Here is a 23,144-nt window from a genome sequence, read left to right as displayed (position 1 = left end):
CGCACCTACGGAGCTTGGAATTATTAGCTGTATATGTGCATTACAAACAGGCCATCCCTACGGGATTTATTTTGGGGCTTCCATTGCTTTTTTACGTGTATTGTCCTGATTATCTGATTTACTTTTTAACTTTCAGATACTCAGCGTAGGGCAGCTTAGCTTCAAAACGCTCTAAAATATAGCCTTCAATATTAGTTTCTCCTAAGTTTCTTGCTTTATCAAGAGCTTCCCAAGCTTTTATGTATTCGCCAAGCTGAAACTTTACCAGTGATCTTTGGTAATGCCCATAACTATAGTCAGGTGATAATTTTTCAGCTATACTGAAGAGTGAGTCAGCTTTTTGTAATAAGGGTCTATTGTCAGGATAGCCCTTGTCATAATAATGATAACCGTACATCGCATAGTTTCTTCCATCTTTTGGGTCGAGTTCTATGAGTTTTTTAACGATGTTATTTGCATTGACATCATCTTTAACATCATAGCTTTTTATGGCTTCTTCCCATAATCCATCATAAAAATTACCACTAAAGGAATTGATTGTAAATAGGAACCTGTTTTCCTTTTCATCGTCTGTTGAACCAAAAGCCCTTATGAAAATAAGCGCCTGCTTATTGAGTTTCATTTCCTTCTCCCAAAACCCGTATAATTGCTTTTGAATAGGTAACCAATATTTACCATCATCGGTATTGATCAATACCTCATGTTCAAAGAGGTCGCTTGCTTTTTGAGTAATGTTAACGGATTTGAAAATCATATTTAACCAGCTCAATTTTTCATCTGCTATTTTTCTGGTCTTTTCTCCACTTTCAATTAACACTAAATAACCGTTGGTTGATGCGTAGATATTTACCCCCGAATCCGAACCATCTTGATTATTTACTCTCTCGTAATAATCTGTTATTACTTTAAAGTCAAGTAATGTATTTGATCTTTTATTATGGAAAATACTTTCTTGGTAAAAGGATAGGTTAGAGACTATTAATAGTAAGAGTAATGATATATAGATTTTCACAGCTTTTTCTTAATTAAAATGAACGTTCTATAATGAAACAAAAAAGTGCTGGTATATTCAAACTACAGGTCTTAAATGTTTCATTATTCAGTTAGCTCATCTCCTTACTTCTCAATAATAAACTCCCTGATGTCTTTGGCTAATTTTTCAAAATCGGGTTGATGGTTGTACATCATATGACCGCCTTCATAGTAAGTCAATTTCACGCGATCCATTGGGATGGCATTACGGGAAAAGGTGAATTCAGCATCGAAAAATGGGGTAATCATATCGTAATAGCCACAGGCCACCAATACTTTCATTCCTTCATTTCTGCGCATGGCATTGGCCAATCTGCGAGAGGTTTTTACATACATGGGCTCGCCACCAGCGCCCCAATCCCAGCTGCTCAATCGTCCGCTTGTGAGGTAAGGTCTGTCCATTGTGATTTGCAAATCATTGGTAAAATAATGGTTCAGCGCTGCGGTATAGGCTGCAGAAACTTTATAGCTAGAGGCATCACCCAGTTCGGGAGAATCGGCCGTGTCATCGGGGTCATCGCCATAATAACGGGCGTCAAGCGTACCCAGTGCTACACCTTGGTCTCTTAAAAGTTCTTTTTTGAATCGACTTGTCAAAACTCTGTTGTTGGCTCTTTTTATAAAATTAATGTCAATTCCATAGAAATAAGCCAGCTTTTGAGCAATGGCATACTTTTCTTGACTTGAGATTAAATTGCCTTTATAGAGAGCAGATACATATTGGTTATACGCGAAGTCGCGGGCTTCTTCAACAAAAGCTTCTAGTGTTTTGCCTTGTCCTGCTTTTTTATGGTACCAAGCCGTAGCCGCCATGGTAGGCATGTAGGTAACATAAGAAGTAATGTTGTCATCAATCGAAGTTGAACCCTCATAATCTAAGGCCTGAGAAATTAGAATCAAGCCATTTAAAGCCAAAGCCTGTCCGTTGCCTTCCAGTGCTTGCGAAACTGCTGCTGCTCTGGTAGTCCCGAAACTTTCGCCAGCAATATATTTTGGCGACATCCATCGGTTATTTTCAGTTACCCATTGGCGAATGAATGTAGCTACGGACTGTGCATCTTGGTTCAAGCCCCAATACTCTTCTCCCTTACCATTACCAATCAATTGACTATAGCCTGTTCCAATTGGGTCGATGAATACCAAATCAGTGATGTCTAAAAGGCCGAATTTATTCTCTTCAATAGGGTAGGGCGCACCACCGTCATCTTCAATGGCATCGCTGTCTACACGTACCACTTTTGGGCCAAAGAAGCCGACATGAAGCCACATAGAAGCAGAGCCTGGGCCTCCGTTAAAAACGAAAGTAACGGGGCGGGTACTTTGCTCAATACTGCCCGATTTGGTATAGGCCACTGACCACATGGCTCCTGTAGGTTCGTTCTTTGAATTGGTCAAATACATTTCGCTACCCGTGGCAGTGTAGCTTATCTTTTTGCCGCCAAAAATGCCCTCGTGTTGGGTGATGAATTCTTTAGGGGCAGGGATTTCGGGACTTTTTTGTTCTTGGGCGTAAAAGTTAGAAGTTGAACAAAGCAGAAAGGTGAAGATTAAACAGAAGTGTTTCATAATTACAAAAAGTAAGAATTGATTGGCTGAATTTAATGAATTCTAATGAGGAAGGATAATTCCTTTCAGGGGGATTTTAAAGTTTAAGTATTCGCTCTGTTAATATGATTAATACCTAAACAAACGATTTTCCACCTTGATCAATTTGTTGTTTTCGTATGTCATTCGTTTGATCCAATTACCATGAGAATCATACTCATAAAAAGTTTTGAAACGGTTTACAAAAACGCCATTGATGGTTCTACTCTCATATTCTAATAAATCTTCACCCACGTACAGTTCCTTAAAACTAGACCGGTATTCAGTGGTATCGATGCTCGAAAAATAGCCTGTAATTTCCACCCTTAATGAATCTTGTAGAACAGTCAGGTTTTGAGATTTCGGCCTTTTATTAAAGCCATATTCGGTAGAAATTTGAACGGACGAATCAGGGAAGTATTGATATTCAACTCTACTTTCAAGCTTTTCATTATTGAATTTCTTACGCATTAATTTGTTGCCCTCGCTACTATACTGGTATTCATATACATAAGTGCTTTGATTCTGATTACCCAAAGAAACTTCTGTTTCAACATCTCCATAGTCATTGTAAACAAACCTTTGTTCACTTTTTAGATCAGATTCACCAAAAAATTCCTTTCTAGAAATGAGTAAATCGTTTTCGTTAAAGGTTAGAACGGTTTTAGTGTACACAGTTGAGTCTCGTCTTAATCGTAGCTCTGTTTTTGTATTTTCAATGTCGTTGTATTGGTAGAAAATCCAAGGTGTTGGGGCATCGTCTGTAAAGTATCTGATCGCTTTGATTCTAAATAGTGAATCGAAGGTATAGCTGGCCAAAGTTGTTTTTCTGGCATTCAGATTCACCTGATAAATGCGGTTGTTCTCTAGCAGGTACTCTTGAATTATTTCTGATAAGGAGATATGTGTTGCCTTATCTGCATATTCCTGAGTTTGAATAGTGTACGAGCGAGGGTTACCTTCAGTAGGCTGAGTAATTAATGCTTTAGATAATTCTGACGGAAAAAAGTCAATGTTTTGCTCTTGTGCCTTAGCATAGCAGAAAACACATAGGAACAGTAGTGAAGCAATACAAAATCGAATTCTTGACAGAGAAATCATTGCGTATAAAACATTGATTAACAGCATAGGAGCTGAAATACCATTATTAACAACCAACCACTAATATAGTAGGCTTTAGGTAAATTCTACGAATAATGATTTCGTCTGAGTGTTTTCTTTTACCTACTGTTTCTTGAAAACAAATTGCTGACCGCCTTGCTTGAGTGTAAAAGTGGAGTAATTCACCTCATTTTCGGTTCCTCCAAATAGAATAACTATTGCGGCTTGATCAAACCGGAACTCTCTATTGCTAAAAGGGGTAAGAGGAAAAGCAGCTTGCCCTGTGGCCTGTGCAGTTATTTTTCCACCTTCGGCATTAATTACGATTTGAATAGGTAGGGCTTCGGATGAAAACAGACCCGAGTATTTTTCTAAGCTTTCAGCTTTCAGTTCGATGGACTTTTGATCAAAATTAGGTAGGGTAAACTCCTTGTTGTAGTAAATGCTTAGCACACCAACTAGTATATCATTAAAGCTGATTGTTAGCCCATTGGTTAAAACGGAAATACTCAAATCGTCTACCTCAAAATGGTAAGCACTGGCCTCAAAATTGTCAATTTTACCATTGTGGCCAAAAGCCTTTTTGTCATAAAAAGGAACCGAGAACAAGCCATGCCCCAAACCATTTTTGATCTCTTTCATTTTCACTAATGATTTAGCTGAAACTAACTTGTTATGAAATAGGGCATAGGTAAACTCATTCAAGTCATTTGGAGTAGAAACGATTGCACCTGCTGAAAATGGAACGCTCATATTCGATTCTAAGGGAAAGTTAGTCCATTTCCCGTTTTGGAAATTCATTGAATTGGCTTCGTTTTTCTCTAGTTCAATTTTGTCGCCATAGGCCGTGTTTTTCAATCCTAACTTATCAATGATCCTTGTGTTTAAATGACTTTCATAGCTTTCGCCTGTGAGTTTTTCAATGATTAAACCTAAGAGTACATAGCCGCTATTGGAGTAGGAAGTTTGAGTGCCCGGTTCAAAATCAGAAGGTTGACTTTTAATGATTTCTAATAGTTCTTCCTTAGATTTTTCTTGAGTCATTATGCTCATGAATGAAGGCGCATCAGTAAAATTGTACATACCACTTTGGTGACTTAAAAGGTGCGCTATGGTGATTTTATCAGCGTTTTTTATCTCTGGAAAAAACTGACTCACTTTTGTGTCTAAAGTGATTTTGCCTTCCTCGATCAGTTGAAAAATAATTACTGCGGTAAAGGTTTTAGTAATAGAACCAATCCTGAATTTTGTGTTGGAATTAATTTTTCGTTCGTGCTTACCTGAAAGAAATCCAGCATAGTTTTCGTAAACGGGGTTATTGGATTTGGAGATGGCAACGGCCAAGCTTGCTTTGTTGTTTGCTTGTAGTGAATTGATGTAAGTGTCTAACTTTTGTTTGTCAAATTCTTGGGCAGAAAGAATAACACTACTGAATAGGAGGGAGATGAAAAGCAGCTTCTTCATGGATTTTATTTTAAAGTTATAAAATAAAAATAGCCTGTAATTGGTCTCTAAAAATTATCGATTGATAAATGGAGTCAATTACAGGCTAAATGGATTTAAGAAAGGTTAAATCCTTGTATCTCTTCTTTTTACTCTTAAAAACCCGAAGCGGCATCGTCACCACGTGGGTCTGCTCCAGCTTCTAATTTACCGTTTGGCATTACCAAAATAGCGTCTACACGACCAATTCCTCCCGTAGTTCTGAATTTATGACCTTTGGCTTCTAAGGCTTGAATTACTTCAGCACTTAGTCCATCACGCTCATAAGTGATTTGATCTGGCAACCACTGATGGTGGAAACGAGGAGCGGCAACTGCTTCTTGCATTCCCATTCCAAAATCAACAACATTAATAATGGTTTGAAAAACTGAAGTGATAATGGTTGAACCACCTGGTGTTCCTACCACCATAAAGAGCTTTCCATCTTTAGAAACGATGGTGGGGGTCATAGAACTTAGCATTCTTTTACCAGGAGCAATAGCATTAGCCTCGCCACCTACTAAACCATACATATTGGGAACGCCTGGTTTTACACTAAAATCATCCATTTCATTGTTTAACAGAAAGCCTGCGCCACCCACAAATACTTTAGAACCCATACCACCATTGAGTGTGGTAGTAATCGATACGGCATTACCTTGTGGATCTACAATTGAAAAATGAGTAGTTTCCATACTCTCATTAGGAGCAGGCTGACCTGCACTCACTTCGCTACTTGGTGTTGCTTTGTTAGGGTCAAAACTCTTCATTCTGTCCTTAATATAATCTTGGTCTTGAAGACCTTTTAAGGGTACATCATAGAAGTCAGGGTCACCCAAATGTGCGGCACGATCGGCATAAGCTCTTCTTTCGGCCTCAACGATTAAATGAACCGCTTCGGTGCTATGGAAATCCATATCGCTCAGTTTGTAGTTTTCCATGGTTCCGAAAAGTTGGGCTAATGCAATTCCTCCACTTGATGGAGGTGGCATGGAAATAAACTCGTATTCGCCATAATTACCTTGAATAGGAGTGCGCCAAACGGCCTGGTATTGTTCTAAATCTTCATGCGAAATAATACCGTTGCCTCTTTTCATTTCGGCTACAATTAAATCGGCAGTTTCGCCTTTATAGAACCCGTCACGACCCTTGTCGCGAATTCTTTCTAGGGTTTTTGCCAGTTCTGGAATTTTCACTAAGTCGCCTTCTTTCCATTCTTTGCCTTCTTCAGCCAAAAAGAAATCGGGCATAACCGTATTGAACTCCATAAAAGACTTACGGTTGATGTTCAGGCCAGAAGCTTCCCTAGCGGTAAGTACCCACCCTTTTGAAGCAATATCGATGGCAGGTTGAACCAGATCGGCCCAATCTAATTTTCCATATTTTTTATGGGCTTCTACCATTCCAGCTACAGAACCGGGAACGCCTGCTGCCAAATGTCCGCGTGTACTCAAACTAGAAATAACATCTCCGTTGTCGTCAAGGTACATGTCACGTCCGCCTGCATTTGGTGCTTTTTCACGAAAATCGAGTGTATTGGCTGTACCATCGGCCATACGAGTGACCATAAAGCCACCGCCTCCAATATTTCCAGCGCCTGGGTAAACTACAGCCAAAGCAAACTGAACGGCTACTGCTGCATCTACTGCGTTTCCGCCTTTTTGCATAATTTCCTTCCCAACATTTGAAGCAATTGGATGTGCAGAAACCACCATAGCTTTAGCGGCAATAAGGCCTCTGGCAATGTTTGGATCATCAACGGGTTCTTGATTTTGGCAGGCCACAAGGGCCAGAGCCAAAATCGCTGTTATAAGTTTTTTCATTTGAGGTTATTTCTTTCCTATGGTTGTTTCAAACAACTTGAAAATCCTTTTGTATTCGTCTGTCCAGCTACTAGGGGTAGTGAAACCATGATTTTCAACAGGATAAAGTGCCATTTCCCAGTTGTCTTTACCTAGTTCAATAAGCCTTTGTGCCAGTCTCACTACATCTTGGAAATGAACATTGGTGTCTACCATTCCATGAGCAATTAGTAGATTTCCTTGTAAACCTTCAGCAAAGTAAATAGGTGAACTTCTTTTGTAGGCAATTGGGTCTTCAATCGGAGTGTTCAAAATGTTAGAAGTATATCCGTGGTTATAATGAGCCCAGTCGGTAACTGACCTTAGTGCAGCGCCTGAGGTAATAACATCTGGGTGATTGAACATAGCAAATAACGTAATGAAACCACCGTAAGAGCCACCATACATTCCTATTTTACCCGGATCAACACCATATTCACTTACCAATAGCTTGGCTCCATCAATATTGTCTGAAAGGTCTTTTCCGCCCATATGTCGGTAAATTCCAGTTCTCCAATCTCTTCCGTAACCAGCACTACCGCGATAATCAATATCTAATACAGTATAACCTTTTGCCATTAGCATGTTGTTGAACATGTATTCTCTTAAATAACTACTCCATCCGTAATGTGCGTTTTGTAAATAACCAGCACCGTGAACAAAAATCACACCCGCTCCATTTGGATTTTCAGGCTTGTAAACTCTTGCGTGTACCATTTCGCCATCTTGGGCTTTGAAGGTAATTACTTCTGGTTGATACCAATTGTATTGTTTAAAACCTGCTTGTAGGCTTTCAGTTACTTTCTTTTTAGCTGCGCCTGGCTTGTTTGGCTGAATAAATAATTCGGTAGGGCGGTTAGTATAAGAGTAAAGAATGGCCAAGTATTTCTCATCAGGAGAAAGCGTTACATCATTATGTCCGTCTTCTGAAGTGATCTGAGTTGGCTTTCCGCCTTTAAGTGGCATTGAATAGAAATGACGAATGCCTGGGTGCTTCATGTTTGCAGTGAAATACCATGTCTTTCCGTCATTAGAAAGCTGAGGATCATACACTTCGTAGTTGCCAGAAGTAAGCTGTTTTACTACACCAGTCGACAGATCGTGTGTATAGAGGTGAGAATAACCAGACTTTTCTGACTGATAATATATAGTTTTATTATCTGGCAAGAAGTTCATTCCTCTTCCAATTCCAGGGCCTGCAATCCATGCTTCATCGCGTTGACGGTCTACAGGAATTAAATCACCTGAAGACGGAAGCAATCTCATGATCCAAAGGTCTTTATTGTCTAATGATGAGAATTGTACAACAGTATATTTACCATCATTTGACCATACAATATTGCTAGCCGATACTTTTCTAGGTTCTTTAGAAAAGCTTTTATCAGGATAATCTTCCACATAATCTGGCAGATCTGAAATGCCTGGTAATTGCTTGGTATCTAAAATGTAAAAACTGTCAGCTTCTATATTATAAATACCAATTTCTCTGTAAGATTGGTCTCCGCCAACTTTAGGTCTTGCATTAATATCAGTAGTGTAACCACTGCTGGTTACATAGTTAGGTACAATTGTGTTTTTTGCTGGGTTTTCAGCTGCAACCCAAACGCTGAAACTCACATATTTCCCATCAGGCGAAAGTTGTAGTCCACTTACGTTGTCTAGTTCAATTTGTGACATTCTTCCTTCGCCTTGGCTTTGCTGGAAGAACCTTTGCCCCGCAGCGGAAAAACGTCTTGGTCTATTTCTTTGCTCTCTTAAAATTTCAGAAGTAGTCTGTTGGTCATCAGAAATCCATTTGTCTTGGTCTCTGTTGCCATTTCTAGGGGTTGAAGGACGGTTAGGTCTATCTTCATCATCTTCTGTTATTTTAATATTCGTCAATTGTTTGATTAAACCTGACTTAGTGTCAATCGAAAATAAATTGTTGTCTGAAATAAAGGTGATTACAGATTCATCACTATGGAAAGAAGGGTTTGACTCTCTGGCTACTGTAGAAATGATTTTCGTTTCAGTCATGGTTTTTACATCCATTGTGTAGATGTCGCCAGAGCGTTCGAAAACTATTTTTGAACGGTCTTTATTGTACTGGTAGTTTGAAGGGAAGCCTTCGCTGACATCTTCCACTTCTTGTGGGTTGTTGCCGTCTAAGCCTACTTTATGATAACTAGGAAATCCCTCTCCACTTGGGTTCCACATAAAAAAGAGGGTTTTGCTGTCTTTAGACCACTGAGGCCTTGAGGGCAAAATACCCACAAACTGGTCGGGCTCTTGCATTAACTCTTCAACAGTAAGTTGAGAAAGTGGCTTTTGTTGGGCAAAACCTAAGAAGCCTGATACGATTAAAAAGCTAATCGTGAGTAAAAATTTCTTCATGGTAATTGATATTTGATTGTCGACTTTCATTTTTTCAAAGGCAATGTAAGCTAAGCATAGTGTTTTACTTTGCTTAGTTTGAACATGGAAAAATAACTAAAAAAGAAACACTTGAGGTTTGGCTTTTTATAAGAGGTAATTATTGAAGTTTAGCCAGTAATTGGGAATTAGAATCCCGAATTGGGAACGCTAAGCACTTAACAAAATTTGATATACGATTCAAATCTATTCATTTAACTATTTTAAGCACTTTGGGCTTTTTAGGCACGAATTCAGCACGAAAGTTACTAGTGCTATGAAGAAAAGTATATTAATTCTAGAAGATGACTCAGCTACAAGGTTTCTCTTGACGCATTATCTTTCTACAGAATACGATTTGTCGATTTATGAAAATGGGCTAGAAGGCTTAGCTTGGTTGGAAAAAGGTAATAATGCGGATTTGATTATAACGGATTTAGAAATGCCTAAAATGGATGGTTTTCAATTTATTGCGAGAGCTCGAAATGATGATAGGTTTCGTGATATACCAATTTTGGTTACTTCAAGTTTAGATGAAGCACAAGTACGGAAAAAAATCAAATGCGACTGCCCTTACTTCCAAAAATCAGTTGAGCTTTCTTCGTTAAAAAGTTTTGTGTCGAGAATGCTGAATGAGGTGTAAAGGCAAACTAAATACCTTCTTCTTCCATTTCTTTTAGGTACCTATAAATACTAGACTTACCTATATCGAGTTTGCTGGCTACTAAAAGTACATTATTATCGTGCTTGTCTAAAAAGTGTCTAATAATTTTAAAGGTATATTCTTTCAAGGTCATTTCATCCATTAAGAACTGGCCTTCTTTCGCTAATGAGTTAAAGGTAATGTCTTCTTCCTCAATTTGATTGCTTTCGCACATTACGGCAGCCAATTCAATTATAGATTTTAGCTCCCTTACATTGCCAGGATAACCGTATTTTAAAAGCTTGGTTTGAGCTCCTCGGCTTAGACTAATTTTACCTAAACTGTTTTCTTTGGCAAAGTTATTTAATAAGTGTTTGGCAATGAGTATGATGTCTTTATCTCTGTCTCTTAGCGGAGGAAGTTCGATTGGAATACCTAATAACCTATAATACAAATCTTCTCTGAAAGTGCCGTTTTTAACTTCTTCTGCTAGGTTTTTATGGGTGGCAACTAAAATTCTAACGTCAAATTTTACAGACTCATTTCCGCCAATACGGTTCAGTTCTCTTTCTTGAATAACCCTCAGTAGTTTGGCCTGAAGGTTAATGTCCATTTCACCAATTTCATCTAAGAAAATAGTGCCACCATCTGCCTCTTCAAATTTCCCTTTTCTTCGTGCCATAGCACCTGTAAATGCACCTTTTTCGTGGCCAAATAATTCGCTTTCAATAAGGTTGTCTGGAATAGCGGCAATGTTCACGGCTACAAAAGGTTTTCCTTTTCGGGCAGAATTGTAATGAATGGCTTTTGCAATTACTTCTTTTCCTGTTCCTGTTTCACCAGTAATAGAAACGGTAATGTTGGTTTTTATGGCTTTGGCTAAAAGCTTGAATACGTTTTGAATGGCCTTACTTTCACCAATAATACTTTTTTCAAATTCGTATTTTTCACCAATTTCTTCGCGAAGCTGAATGATTTCTTCCTTTAATGATGCGTTTTTCTTAGCATTATTAATTGCATTCAGTAGCCTATCCTTGGTTTCCTCGTCTTTAGTAATGTAATCATAGGCGCCTACTTTTAACAAACCAACAGCCGTATTAATGTCTTCTTGAGAAGATACTACAATTACGTTTGTTTCGGGATTATTCCTTTTAATGGCTTTTAAAACTTCGCTTCCTGTTATGTCGGGTAGCGAGTAGTCAAGGGTCACTACTGAAGGATTCTCATTCAAGTGAGCAATACAATCTTTTCCATTAGAAAACACTTTAACCACATGGTCTGGATTTAACTCAGCGATGTACCTAAGCATCTTCTGATAGACTGGGTCATCTTCTACAATAAAAATCTTAACTGGTTCTGGTATATATTCCATTAAAAAGCTTGGCTGACGAGCATCGCGAAGATATTAATTAAATAGGCCTAAAAAAAGCACCTAGAATAGGTTTAGTAAATACTGATTTTAAGCAAGTGCCGCTTTGTAAGTGTTAAGTGCTCTTTGTCGGGCAAACTTATGGTCAATCATTGGTTTTGGATACTTTGAAGTGCCAAATTCGGGCACCCATTTTTTAATGTACTTTAATTCTGGGTCGAATTTTTTGGTTTGCGATTCTGGGTTGAAAATACGGAAATAGGGTTGAGCATCGGTACCTGTTCCTGCCGCCCATTGCCAGCCGCCATTGTTTGAGGCCAGATCAAAATCGAGCAATTTTTCAGCAAAGTAGGCTTCGCCCCAGCGCCAATCTATCAGTAGGTGTTTAGTTAGAAAACTCGCTACAATCATTCTTACTCTGTTGTGCATAAATCCCGTTTGGTTCAGTTGCCTCATGCCAGCGTCAACAATGGGGTAACCTGTGATTCCGGCACACCATTTTTCAAAACCTTCTTCATCTTGCAACCAAGGAATATGGTCGTATTGGGGCTTAAATGCATTATTCACCACGTGGGGATTATTGGCTAAGATCATTGCATAAAAATCTCTCCAGATCAGTTCGTTAAGAAAGGTTTTGTTAATGCTTTCGGCTTTTTGTGCCAATTGCCGAATACTTATAGTGCCAAATCTTAAATGAATACCTAAACGCGAAGTGGCATCTTGGGCTGGAAAGTCTCTTAACTCATCATATTTTTTTATCAGTTCTTCTTTCAGGCTGTTTGAGGGTATATTAATTTCAGTTTTCTGAAAACCCATTTCTTTTAACGAATGGATTTCTGATTGCTCAGTAGAGAACCATTTATCGGAGTTCAGGCCATTGGGTAATATGGTTGGTTTGTTCGTTGTGTATTTTTCTAACCAGGCCTTACTGTAAGGGGTGAAAACTTTGTAGAATGTACCGCTTCCAGATACAATTTCTTCTTTCTCGAAAATTACATGGTCTTTAAATGTGAAAAAACCGATTCCTCTTTCTTTTAAGAAGGATTCTATCTCTTTATCTCTTTCCTTGGCATAAGGCTCATAATCTCTATTCGTGTAAACCGACTCAATTTCATACTGATCTGTAAGTGCCTTGTACGCGTCAATAGGGGTAGAGTAGAAGGTTTTTAGTCTTGCTCCTTTTGCCCCTAATTTGCTATTCATTTCAGTAATGGTATTCTGAATGAATTCTACTCTTGCATCTTGTTTGTTTTCTAAGTCATCAAGTATGTTTTTGTCAAAAATAAAGATGGGGAGTAGAGGAAGATTTTCTTTAAGGGCGTAATAAAGTGCTGTATTGTCTTCAAAACGTAGATCTCTTCTGAACCAGAATACATTGATTTTCGACATGAGTAACTTAGAATTTGGAAAAATAACCGATCAGAAGGTGATTAGTTCGAGCCGTTGCCAGAATTATTTTCTTCTTCCTTTTTGGCGGTATTTTCTTCTCGTCTCTTTTTACGCTTTCTATCCACCCCAGTGAAAAATTCTCTTAAACTATTAAAACTGCTTGATTGAGTAATACTGGCACCACTGGTTTGGGTAGTTCCGCCCGAGACAGCGGTTACCAAGTTGTAATTACTTCGAGAATAAACTTTTACTTTATAACGGCCATCAGAAGTAAGTAAATACTCTGCCGTCCAGTCGCCAGCAATGCTATTAATGTCTGTAGCATAGCTGTCTGCGTCAACTTGGTTTGTGAGTCCGCCTTCGCGTGTTACTCTCAAGCGGCCATTCAGAAAAGTATATGATAATCGCAATTGGAAAGTGTTATAAGCATTTTGGTCTAACGAGGCCAAATCGAAATCTATTTCTAGGTTTTCATCTAACTGAGCTACTAACTGACTCAATTGATTGGAAAGAAGTTGACTCACGTTTTGCGAGGCAGTTTGCCCACCAATATTTAGGGTATTACTGTCAGAAAAATTGTTGAGCACAATTACATTTACTACTTGTCGGGTTAGCTCTTGCTCATCACTGGCCAGTCGGTTTTTAAAAGCGTTTAGGGCAGTTTGTAGTTCAAAATCTTGTGCATTCACTTCCGAGAAATCAATATCAAAATCAATTTCAGGAGAGAGTAAAGGGCCGTTCAGTCGCAAAAGTACCTTGGTGGGGTACCTTCTGTTGGCTACGTTAGAATTTTCATCGTCAAAGCCGGTTTGCTTTAAAATAGGGGCTAAAGAGGTGTTTTGCGAATAAGAGGCATTAATGTCCATTATGCCCGTATAAGGATCGCCAGACCATGTAATTCTGCTTGGCTGTTCAATATCAAACTCTTTGGTAATAATGTTGTACAAAGAGAAATTGTAAGCCCCTTCGGTAATATTTAGCCCTCCCGTCATTTGAAAATCTCCTTGGGTATCTATTTGCAACCTAAGTTGACCATTACCTCGACCTCTAATAATATCTCCCGTTTTGGGGTCAATGATGATTTCCGTGTAAGCGTCTGGTGTAACATTAATATTCAAATCGAGCTTTAGGCCTTCGATTTTCATTTTATCTACCTCGTCACCGCTCGAGTTATAGGTTTGAGTGGTGTCAGTCAAGTTGATAAAGTTGATGTAATCAACAGAGGTGTCATCAACCCCTTCACTTATTGGGATATAAATTTGGGTGTTTGGGCTTGTGGTAACATCGGCATTAATGGTAAGGTTGCTGGCTGCCCCTCTAAGGTTTACTGTTCCTGAGGCGTAGGCGTTACCGTAATACAAGTCGCCATTGTCGATGGTTGTATTTAGTACTTGAAACTTGTCGAGGTTTCCGTAGAGGTCAAGGGTGAAATCGCGGAAAGAGTTATGTTTTACTTCGCCACCAAATTGAGCTGGGTTTCCATTAATATCTAAGAAATCTAATTCGGAGAGTGAAATAAGGTTCTTGTCGAACTTCACTCCACCACCAAACATATATTGGGTGTTTAAATAATTGATTTTTATACCACCGTTTTTAATGGTGCCGTTGCCTCTAATCAAGGGGTCTGAAACGGTTCCGCCAACGGTTAGTTTACCACTAATTGTTCCACCTATTTTAGTGAAGTAATCTTCAATATAAGGTTCTCCAATATTGAGGTTGGCTTCGTTGAGTATTAGATCCAAATCCAGTTGATTTGTGGTTCTTGTCGGATAAAAATCACCTTCAAGTTGAATGATTTTTTTACCCAATCGGTCAACAATCATATTGATGTCAAACTTTCTATTGAAGTCATTCCAAAGCAAAGCACCGCTTATATCGCCCACTAAAAACTCGTCAATTTTAAACTCATTAATACTGATATCACCAAATATTAATGGGTTGTACAATAAGTTTTGAATATTAATAGCACCATTCACTTTTCCTGAATATGACTTAAGCGTAAGTGTATTTAAGTTTTCTACTTCAACATTCTCAAAGGCTATTTTCATACTCTCTGTACTGTCTTTAGATACAGAAATATTACCGTCTAAAGTGATCGACTGAGTGTCGTTATAGATGTCTAAGTTCTCAATACTAATATTGTTTTTACCAAAAACAACTACGTTGTCTTCGGTGATATTCCAGGTTTGGTCTAGTGCAATAATGTTTGATTCTTGAAACCTGAGTTCGGTTCTGTTTTCAAAAAAATCAATTCCAGCTCCTATTTCTGCATAATTGCCGCTAGAGGTCTGTTCAATGTTTTGTCGTAATTCAATTCTTTTCCCATCCCAAACTGTCTCCAAAGTAAGAGCGTCTGTTTCTGAAGTGTTGGCGTAGATTTGCTTCTGAGAATATAAATAACCCAAAGCCATAACTTTATCGGGGTCGCGTAAACTGCTGGCATTCACATCAATCTCATTATTTAAAAACGATATGTTTGAATAAATAAGCGAGTCGATTTTTGCATTCAACTGAAAATCTTCGGTGTTCGAATTGTTGAACCGGCCATTCAACGAAGCATTTTTACCCACATAAATAGCAGTATCGAAAAGCTGAATAATTGGATTGATATTGGGTAATTGTGCAGAATAAGTAATATCAAAGGCTTGTGGACTTCGGCCATTTGTTTTCAAGTATTCAGGAATTTCATTGCTTCGGCTAGAGAAAACGAGTTTGTATTGGCCGTTGATGTTCTTTAGCTCCGTAATTAAAGTTGAAAACTCAAATTGGCCATCCATATTAATGTTGAAATAATCAGAGTTAAACCTTACACTTCTATTTCTGGCGCTACGCTGTGATGAAAAGAAAACAGAGTCAACCAAAATATCTTCACTTCTATATTTGAGGTAGGTATCGGTAAGATGAAAATTACCCAACAGACTGTCGAGTTTAACTCCTTCGAAATCGAGGTTAAAATCGGAGGCAACAAAGAGTTCGTCTTCAGTTAGGTTGATCGCGGTCAAATCGGCACGAGACAACCGCCCATTAATTTTGAAAAGTCTTTTGTTATTTCTTAAATCTACAGAACCTGTTGCTTTGAAAATTAAGTTCGGGTCGTCAACAGCGATTTCCCCAGAGAAAAAGGACTGTGCAAAGGTTCCGTTAGTTGTAATATCAACATACTCATAACCTAAAATGCCTATTTTACTCACTTTTGCATCGAGTTTGAAATTGGCTTGCTCAAGCGTAAATCCTTCACCTTCAACACTTCCATTTAAATTTACTTTTTGAAAAACACTGTCTTCAGTGAGTATACCTACATTAAAGTCTTGTAACTCTAGTCGGCCGCTGTATGAGGCAAGTTTGCTTTCTGGTAAGGTGATTTGAACGTTTGGTTTAACGTAACCTAGTGCCGTTCTAAACTCTCCGTCTGCCACAAAATCGTTGATTAAGCCATCATACTGACCATTTAGTTTGACCAACCCAAGCTTGTTGGATATTTTAAAAGTACGGTCGTTGATAAACTGCCTTAAGTCGGTGGCTTTCAAGAACGAATCGTCCAAATCGATGTCGAAAATGGTTTCGTTAATATTAGGTAAGCCTTCAATGTCTAGTCGGCCATTCAGTTTAGAATACTCCCCAAAAGAAATAACAAAGTCATCAGAGTAGAAGGAATTCACTTTCCCCTGAAAACGACCACTAATTTCTATCTCTTGATCATATTGCTTGAATTCGGGTACAACAAAACTGAGTTCATCAGAATGCAAAACTGAATTTTCGAAATTGGCATTAATATCTACCTCAGTCACAAATTCACTCATGGCCGAAGGGTCTTCAAAATTGAAAACAATGGAGTCTTTGATGTGACTTTTCCCCATCAGAAGATCAAGATTAATAAAAGCCATTTTCTTTTGAGAGGTCTGAAAAATGGTTTCTAGCTTATCTATTTTTAAGCCCGAAGCTTGGTCTTCGGCAGTTAAAAACTGGACGTTAATTTCAAAATCGCCACCAACGGATTCTAAGTTGCGAATATCGGTTCTTAAGTTTTTTAGGGTGAAATGGTTGTAGTCAAAGCCATCAGCGATAGAATCCTTTCTAGAGTCAGAAAGGCTAAATTCCGAATTGAGAAGAGTAACCTTATCAATTGAAAACACACTAAGGTTTGTCGTGTCGGGGTTAGATGATGAAGTCAGGTCGGTGATTTTAGCCACCCAGTTGTCAATATTTAATCCGCTCTCGCCTTCATTTCTTAGGTTTACCGAAGCTTTGTTCAACCATGCTTCATTGATTAAAATATCTTTTCCGCCAATCAGTTCTTTCAGCTTAAAAGAGATTACGACCTCACGTACATCTATCATTTTTTCGTTATGCTGATCGTAAACCGTTAAGTCATCAATTGTAACAGAATTGAACCATCGAATATTTGTATAACCAATTTCGGAACGATAACCTGTATTTTCGGTTAAGTAGTCTGCGGCTTTGTCTGCCAAGTAATTCTGAACGGGTGGAAGGTGGATTAACCCAATAACAATAAATAATAGAATGATTGGCGAAAGGCACAACCATATTATTGATTTGACTATCCGTTTTTTAATAACTTGCGATCTTTTAATTTTCTCTGTCAATGCCCACCTCCGATATCAAAATACTGGCCCTTGAATCTTCTTGCGATGAAACTTCTGCAGCTATTGTAGATAACGGCAAAGTACTTAATAATATAATCGCTACACAATCTGTCCATGGAAATTATGGTGGAGTTGTGCCCGAATTAGCATCACGCGCTCATCAGCAGAATATTGTGCCTGTAGTAGACCAAGCACTCAAAAATGCAGCCATAGATAAAACGAGTTTATCGGCAATTGCTTTTACCCGTGGGCCAGGACTTTTAGGAGCGCTATTGGTAGGTACTTCGTTTGCCAAATCAATGGCCTTGGCTTTGAATATTCCTTTGATTGAAGTCAACCACATGCAAGCTCACATTTTGGCACACTTTATTGACGACCCTAAGCCAGAATTTCCTTTTCTATGCTTAACCGTAAGTGGAGGCCATACTCAAATTGTATTGGTGAAAAGCCATTTAGATATGGAAATTGTGGGAGAAACTCGCGATGACGCAGTAGGAGAGGCTTTTGATAAATCGGCTAAACTTTTAGGCTTAAGTTACCCTGGTGGGCCACTAATTGATAAATATGCACAATTGGGCAATCCGCATCGTTTTCCCCTTCCACAAACTGAAATGCCTGGTTTAGAATATTCTTTTAGCGGAATTAAAACAGGAATTCTTTATTTCTTGAGAGATGAACTTAAAAAGAATGAGAATTTTATTGATGAAAACCTTAACGATATCTGTGCGAGCATTCAGCATACACTAGTTGAAATGCTTTTACAGAAACTGAGAAAAGCGGCTCGTCAGTTTAATATTAAAAACATTGCGTTGGCTGGTGGCGTATCGGCCAATAGTGGTTTAAGAAATGGGTTGAACAACATGGCGGAAAAAGAAGGTTGGAAAGTTTTTGTGCCTGCTTTTGAGTACTGTACCGATAATGCAGCTATGATTGGAATGGCTGCCCATTATAAATATTTAGCAGGAGAATTCACCACCCAAGAGGTAAGTGCTTTGCCACGAATGAAATTTTAGAAGAAATATGAAATCAGATTTCGAACAACTGATTGTTGCTAAGAATTATATAGCGGTGCTTCAAAAAGAAAATGAGGCGCTAAAAGCAGAAGTGGAAAACCAGTTTAAAATGCGAAAAAAACTGGAAGCAGCACTAAAAACAGAAAAGGAGCTAAAGGAAAAGATGACTCCTAAAGAGAAAATTCAGATTAAAGCGGATCTTTATGTAAGGCAGCAAAAGGAAAGTTTGGAATCATACGCCAATAAATTGCGCGACTGCAGAAAGCTGACTGAACAACTTCAGACTGAATTGATTAAAACTAAATTGGGTTTGGCCAATGGTAAATAAGGTTGAAATTGGTGCTGTTAAAACCCACCGGTATGTAGTTAAAAATACCGATGCCGCAACTTTTGATGCTGGCGAAGTACATCAGGTAATGAGTACTTTTGCCATAGCTAGAGAAATGGAATGGTCTTCGCGTTTGTTTGCTTTAGAAATGAAAGAGGCAGACGAAGAAGGAATTGGTACTATGTTGGAGATAAAGCATGTTTCTCCTGCACTTTTTAACACAGAGCTGAATTTTGAAGCCAAACTGGTAGCAGTTGATAAAAACGAATTGATTTGTGAAATCAGGGTTTTAGATGGACAGAGGTTGGTTGCTACTGGTCGTACCGGACAGAAAATTTTAAAGAAGGATAAGTTGAACCAAATTTTTACTAGTTTAGAAAGATAGATGGCGAAGGATAAAAATAGGTTTTCGAACAACATTAATATAAAGAATAGAAGGGCAAGCTATGAGTTTGAATTCATAGACAAATATGTGGCGGGTATGCAATTGCAAGGCACAGAAATTAAGTCTATTCGCGAAGGTAAAGTGCAGCTGCAAGATGCTTACTGCTATTTTAAAAATGGCGAACTGTATATTAAACAAATGCATATTGCCCAGTTTTCTGAAGGAAGTTATAATAACCATGTAACCGACAGAGAGCGAAAGCTTCTTTTAAACAAAAGGGAATTGTCTAAACTAGAGTCGAAGCTTGAAGAAAAAGGGTTGTCTATTGTACCGCTAAGGTTATTTATAACCGATAGGGGCTTTGCCAAAACAGAAATAGCTTTGGGCAAGGGTAAAAAGCTTTACGATAAACGCGACTCAATAAAAGACAAAGATATTAAGAGGGATTTAGAACGTGTAAAATACTAATGGAGCCTATTGATTACGGAATCTCACGTTTGAGCATTGTGCCAATTAGGGCAAAGGGGTCAGATGCTTCTGAAATGATCTCTCAATTGCTGTTTGGTGAACATTATACTGTGTTGGAGGCATCTAAGAATAAGCAGTGGCTGCTTATTAAGAATGCTTTTGATGGCTATGAAGGCTGGATAGATGCCAAGCAGCATTATCGTATTTCTCAAGAATATTTCGAACAAATTGATAATTCGGAATATAAAATATGTACTGACCTTACTTCGCAAATTCTTTATGGTAAAAGCGTGATTCATATTACTTTAGGTGCGGTTTTACCTATTTTGAATAATTCACTATTTATGGATCAGGAACGCTTTGCTTTTAATGGAGAAGCAAAGAGTATTCACCAAAAATGGAGTGTTGATTTGACACTAGAATTGGCTAAAAAATATTTAAACGCGCCCTATTTATGGGGTGGAACAACACCATTTGGAATTGATTGCTCGGGCTTCACCCAAATGGTGCTAAGGGTTGCAGGCTACAGAATGCCACGCGATTCTAAAGATCAAATTACCAAAGGAAAAGAAGTGAAATTTACCGATGTGATGCCAGGCGATTTAGCCTTTTTCACCAACAAGGAAGGTAAAATGAATCATGTAGGATTGGTGTTAAGCCCAACCGAAATCATTCACGCTTCGGGAAAAGTTAGGATTGATAAGTTAGATGATCAGGGCATTTTCTCTGTAGAACAAAATAATTACTCTCACCACTTATTTAAAATCAAGAGAATATTGAGAGATTATACATGAAATGAAACGCGTCTTAGTTTTAAATCAGGATTATAGCCCCTTAACAGTTTGCTCTGTTGAAAGGGCTTTTCTGCTCTTATTTCTAAGCAAAGCAGATATGGTTCATGATGCACCAGGCAAAGTAATGAGAACCGTTAGCGCTCAATATCCAATGCCTTCTGTAATTCGACTTCAGAAATATATTTACTCTCCGTTTAAAAGTGTAGTGCTTTCTCGCCAGAATATCTTCAAAAGAGATGGTCAAGAATGTCAGTACTGCGGAAGCACTAAAAGTTTAACTTTAGATCACGTACTGCCAAAATCAAGAGGGGGCAAGTCGTCTTGGCAAAACTTAGTGGCTGCCTGCCACAAATGTAATTCAATGAAAGGCGATAAAACTCCAGAAGAAGCAGGTATGCTGCTTAAAAACCGTCCTTTTAAACCGTCTTATATCATGTTTGTAAGAAACTTCAGTGGCTTAACTTCTGAACAATGGCTCAAATACTTGAGTCTTAATTAATTCTCTATTTCTATTCTTGATTTTTAATGGATTTTCATACCTTTGCAGTCCGTTTTGAGTAAGGCGGGCTTTTCGTAATTTACGAAAGGTTAATCTAAATAAAATCCACCGGTTTTTGCTCTGGTTTCCGGATGGAGTATTACACAGAGTTTTTTTATGTCAGAAGAAAATAAGACAAACGAAGTAGAAGAAGTGAAAACTGCTGCTGCTGAAGTAGAAGCCCCTTCTACTGAGAAAGCTCCCAAAAAAGAAAAGTCGATCAAAGAAGCCCCTGCTGCAAAAGTAGCTGAAGGTGACGATGCTTTCGATTGGGAAGAATTCGAGAAAAAAGGTTTTGGAGAAGGTTACTCTCGCAAGAAAAGAGAAGAACTAGCTTCAATTTACGAAGACACCCTTACTACTGTAGAAGAGAAGAAGGTTGTATCGGCTACCATCGTTTCTATCAACGATAGAGATTTGGTTTTGAACATTGGTTTCAAATCTGATGGTTTAGTTGGTGCTTCTGAATTCAGAGACACTCCAGGATTAAAAGTAGGTGACCAAGTAGAGGTTTACATCGAAGAGCAAGAAAACGCTTTAGGTCAATTAGTACTTTCTAGAAGAAAAGCTAAGATCGTAAAGGCTTGGGAATTGATCCAAGATGGTTACGAGAACGACAAAGTGATCGAGGGTATGGTGAAGAGAAGAACCAAAGGTGGTTTGATCGTAGACGTATTCGGAATCGAGTCTTTCTTACCAGGTTCTCAAATCGATGTGAAGCCAATCAGAGACTTTGATGTTTTTGTAGGTAAGAAAATGGAAGTGAAAGTTGTGAAAATCAACTACACTAACGATAACGTAGTAGTATCTCACAAAATACTTATCGAGAAAGATCTTGAGAAGCAAAAAGCTAAGATTCTTGAAAACCTTGAGAAAGGTCAAGTACTCGAAGGTGTGATCAAGAACATGACTAACTTCGGTGTATTTATCGATCTAGGTGGTGTTGATGGTCTATTGCATATCACAGATATTTCTTGGGGCCGTATCAACGACCCGGCTGAGGTGTTGAGCCTTGACGAAAAAGTAAACGTGGTTGTTCTTGATTTTGACGATGACAAGAAGAGAATCTCTCTTGGTATGAAGCAATTGACTGAGCACCCTTGGGATAAATTGGATGCTGGAATCGAAATCGGTTCTAAAGTATCTGGCTCAATCGTAAATGTTGCCGATTACGGTGCATTCCTTGAGCTATACCCTGGCGTTGAAGGTTTGATTCACGTTTCAGAAATGTCTTGGTCGCAGCACTTAAGAAACCCACAAGACTTCATCAATATTGGTGATAAACTTGATGCGGTTGTGTTGACACTAGATAGAGAAGAAAGAAAAATGTCATTGGGTATCAAGCAATTGACTGAAGATCCATGGACTAAGAGTGATGTGTTAACGAAATACGGTGTGGGTACAAACCACAAAGGTATTGTTCGTAACCTAACTAACTTCGGCTTGTTTATCGAGCTAGAAGAAGGTATCGATGGTTTAGTACACGTTTCTGATCTTTCTTGGACTAAGAAAATCAAGCATCCATCTGAATTTGTTAAAGTAGGAGAAGAGCTTGAAGTACAAGTATTAGAACTTGATATCGAAAACAGAAGATTGGCCCTAGGCCATAAGCAATTGGAAGAAAACCCTTGGGATACTTTCCAATCTGTATTCCAGCAAGGATCTACACACAAGTGTACTGTAATTTCTAAAAATGATAAAGGAGCAACCCTTGAATTACCTTACGGTTTAGAAGGTCTTGCTACTCACAAGCATTTGAAGAAAGAAGATGGTTCTGAAGTTGAAGTAGGTGAAACTATTGATTTTGTTGTGGTTGAATTCTCTAAAGATGATAAGAGAATTGTATTGTCACATACAAACACTCATACTAAACCAGCTCCTTCTGAAAAACCAGCTAAAGCAAGCAAACCAGCTAAAGCTAAAGCAGCGAACAAGTCTAACAACGAGGATGTTTCTACTTTAGGCGATCTTGATGCACTTTCTGCATTGAAAGCCGAAATGGAAGACAACACGAAAAAGGCTAACGCAGCTAAAAAAGCAGCAGAGGTAAAGAAAGAAAAAGCAGCCCCAAAAGCTAAGAAAGAAGCAAGTGCCGAAGAAGCACCTGCAACTGACGAAGCTTCTTCTGAAGAGGAGAAATAAGGCAAAGGCTTATTCAATGTCCCGTCCTAAATAAGCGATA

17 protein-coding genes are annotated in these 23,144 nt (G+C 38.5%); 8 read left to right on the top strand and 9 right to left on the bottom strand.

Annotation, left to right across the window (positions count from 1 at the left end; translation table 11 throughout):
- Nucleotides 1-118 precede the first annotated feature (118 nt).
- The 6 genes from OB69_RS00965 to OB69_RS00940 all read right to left on the bottom strand — a co-directional run bounded on the left by OB69_RS00965 (nucleotide 119) and on the right by OB69_RS00940 (nucleotide 9,413).
- Nucleotides 119-1,012 (bottom strand): tetratricopeptide repeat protein, encoded by an 894-nt coding sequence (locus OB69_RS00965; protein ID WP_053221822.1) that lies wholly within the window; start codon nucleotides 1,010-1,012, stop codon nucleotides 119-121.
- A gap of 104 nt (nucleotides 1,013-1,116) precedes the next feature.
- Complete coding sequence (locus tag OB69_RS00960) at nucleotides 1,117-2,598, bottom strand: S10 family peptidase (RefSeq protein WP_053221821.1); 1,482 nt, start codon at nucleotides 2,596-2,598, stop codon at nucleotides 1,117-1,119.
- A gap of 108 nt (nucleotides 2,599-2,706) precedes the next feature.
- Nucleotides 2,707-3,744: a hypothetical protein gene (locus tag OB69_RS00955; RefSeq protein WP_185096839.1), complete on the bottom strand. Its 1,038-nt coding sequence runs from the start codon at nucleotides 3,742-3,744 to the stop codon at nucleotides 2,707-2,709.
- A gap of 96 nt (nucleotides 3,745-3,840) precedes the next feature.
- Nucleotides 3,841-5,181 (bottom strand): serine hydrolase domain-containing protein, encoded by a 1,341-nt coding sequence (locus OB69_RS00950; RefSeq protein WP_053221819.1) that lies wholly within the window; start codon nucleotides 5,179-5,181, stop codon nucleotides 3,841-3,843.
- Nucleotides 5,182-5,315: 134 nt separating this feature from the next.
- Entirely contained in the window at nucleotides 5,316-7,022 is a 1,707-nt protein-coding gene (ggt, locus tag OB69_RS00945; protein ID WP_053221818.1) for a gamma-glutamyltransferase, read from the bottom strand.
- Nucleotides 7,023-7,028: 6 nt separating this feature from the next.
- Nucleotides 7,029-9,413, bottom strand: a complete 2,385-nt coding sequence (locus OB69_RS00940; protein ID WP_053221900.1) for a S9 family peptidase — start codon at nucleotides 9,411-9,413, stop codon at nucleotides 7,029-7,031.
- A 295-nt stretch (nucleotides 9,414-9,708) separates the two neighbouring features.
- Here OB69_RS00940 and OB69_RS00935 point away from each other — a divergent pair, with 295 nt between their 5' ends.
- A complete protein-coding gene (locus OB69_RS00935; protein ID WP_053221817.1) occupies nucleotides 9,709-10,074 on the top strand; it encodes a response regulator in 366 nt (121 codons plus the stop codon).
- A 7-nt stretch (nucleotides 10,075-10,081) separates the two neighbouring features.
- On the opposite strand, the gene OB69_RS00930 is transcribed toward OB69_RS00935, so the two are convergent.
- The 3 genes from OB69_RS00930 to OB69_RS00920 all read right to left on the bottom strand — a co-directional run bounded on the left by OB69_RS00930 (nucleotide 10,082) and on the right by OB69_RS00920 (nucleotide 17,301).
- The gene (locus OB69_RS00930; protein ID WP_053221816.1) at nucleotides 10,082-11,446 is read right to left on the bottom strand and encodes a sigma-54-dependent transcriptional regulator; all 1,365 of its coding nucleotides are present in this window, start codon (nucleotides 11,444-11,446) and stop codon (nucleotides 10,082-10,084) included.
- An 87-nt stretch (nucleotides 11,447-11,533) separates the two neighbouring features.
- A complete protein-coding gene (locus OB69_RS00925) occupies nucleotides 11,534-12,832 on the bottom strand; it encodes a cryptochrome/photolyase family protein (protein ID WP_053221815.1) in 1,299 nt (432 codons plus the stop codon).
- Nucleotides 12,833-12,873: 41 nt separating this feature from the next.
- The gene (locus tag OB69_RS00920; RefSeq protein WP_053221814.1) at nucleotides 12,874-17,301 is read right to left on the bottom strand and encodes a translocation/assembly module TamB domain-containing protein; all 4,428 of its coding nucleotides are present in this window, start codon (nucleotides 17,299-17,301) and stop codon (nucleotides 12,874-12,876) included.
- Between the two features lie 134 nt (nucleotides 17,302-17,435).
- Here OB69_RS00920 and tsaD point away from each other — a divergent pair, with 134 nt between their 5' ends.
- From tsaD to rpsA, 7 genes are all read left to right on the top strand, one after another.
- Nucleotides 17,436-18,449 (top strand): tRNA (adenosine(37)-N6)-threonylcarbamoyltransferase complex transferase subunit TsaD, encoded by a 1,014-nt coding sequence (gene tsaD, locus OB69_RS00915; protein ID WP_053221813.1) that lies wholly within the window; start codon nucleotides 17,436-17,438, stop codon nucleotides 18,447-18,449.
- A 7-nt stretch (nucleotides 18,450-18,456) separates the two neighbouring features.
- The gene (locus OB69_RS00910) at nucleotides 18,457-18,777 is read left to right on the top strand and encodes a hypothetical protein (RefSeq protein WP_053221812.1); all 321 of its coding nucleotides are present in this window, start codon (nucleotides 18,457-18,459) and stop codon (nucleotides 18,775-18,777) included.
- Nucleotides 18,767-19,162: a thioesterase family protein gene (locus OB69_RS00905; RefSeq protein WP_053221811.1), complete on the top strand. Its 396-nt coding sequence runs from the start codon at nucleotides 18,767-18,769 to the stop codon at nucleotides 19,160-19,162. Before OB69_RS00910 ends, OB69_RS00905 begins: the two co-directional genes overlap by 11 nt.
- Nucleotides 19,163-19,630, top strand: a complete 468-nt coding sequence (smpB, locus tag OB69_RS00900) for an SsrA-binding protein SmpB (RefSeq protein ID WP_053221810.1) — start codon at nucleotides 19,163-19,165, stop codon at nucleotides 19,628-19,630.
- A complete protein-coding gene (locus OB69_RS00895; protein WP_053221809.1) occupies nucleotides 19,630-20,424 on the top strand; it encodes a C40 family peptidase in 795 nt (264 codons plus the stop codon). The genes smpB and OB69_RS00895 overlap by 1 nt, the downstream gene beginning before the upstream one ends.
- Nucleotide 20,425: 1 nt before the next feature.
- Entirely contained in the window at nucleotides 20,426-20,923 is a 498-nt protein-coding gene (locus OB69_RS00890) for an HNH endonuclease (RefSeq protein ID WP_053221808.1), read from the top strand.
- A gap of 156 nt (nucleotides 20,924-21,079) precedes the next feature.
- Complete coding sequence (gene rpsA / locus OB69_RS00885) at nucleotides 21,080-23,104, top strand: 30S ribosomal protein S1 (protein WP_082338018.1); 2,025 nt, start codon at nucleotides 21,080-21,082, stop codon at nucleotides 23,102-23,104.
- Nucleotides 23,105-23,144: the final 40 nt, after the last annotated feature.

The sequence above is a fragment of the Roseivirga seohaensis subsp. aquiponti genome (genome assembly GCF_001267955.1).
Taxonomy (GTDB): Bacteria; Bacteroidota; Bacteroidia; order Cytophagales; family Cyclobacteriaceae; genus Roseivirga; species Roseivirga seohaensis.
Note: the sequence above shows the minus strand (reverse complement) of the source record. Positions and strands in the feature narration are given on the sequence as shown.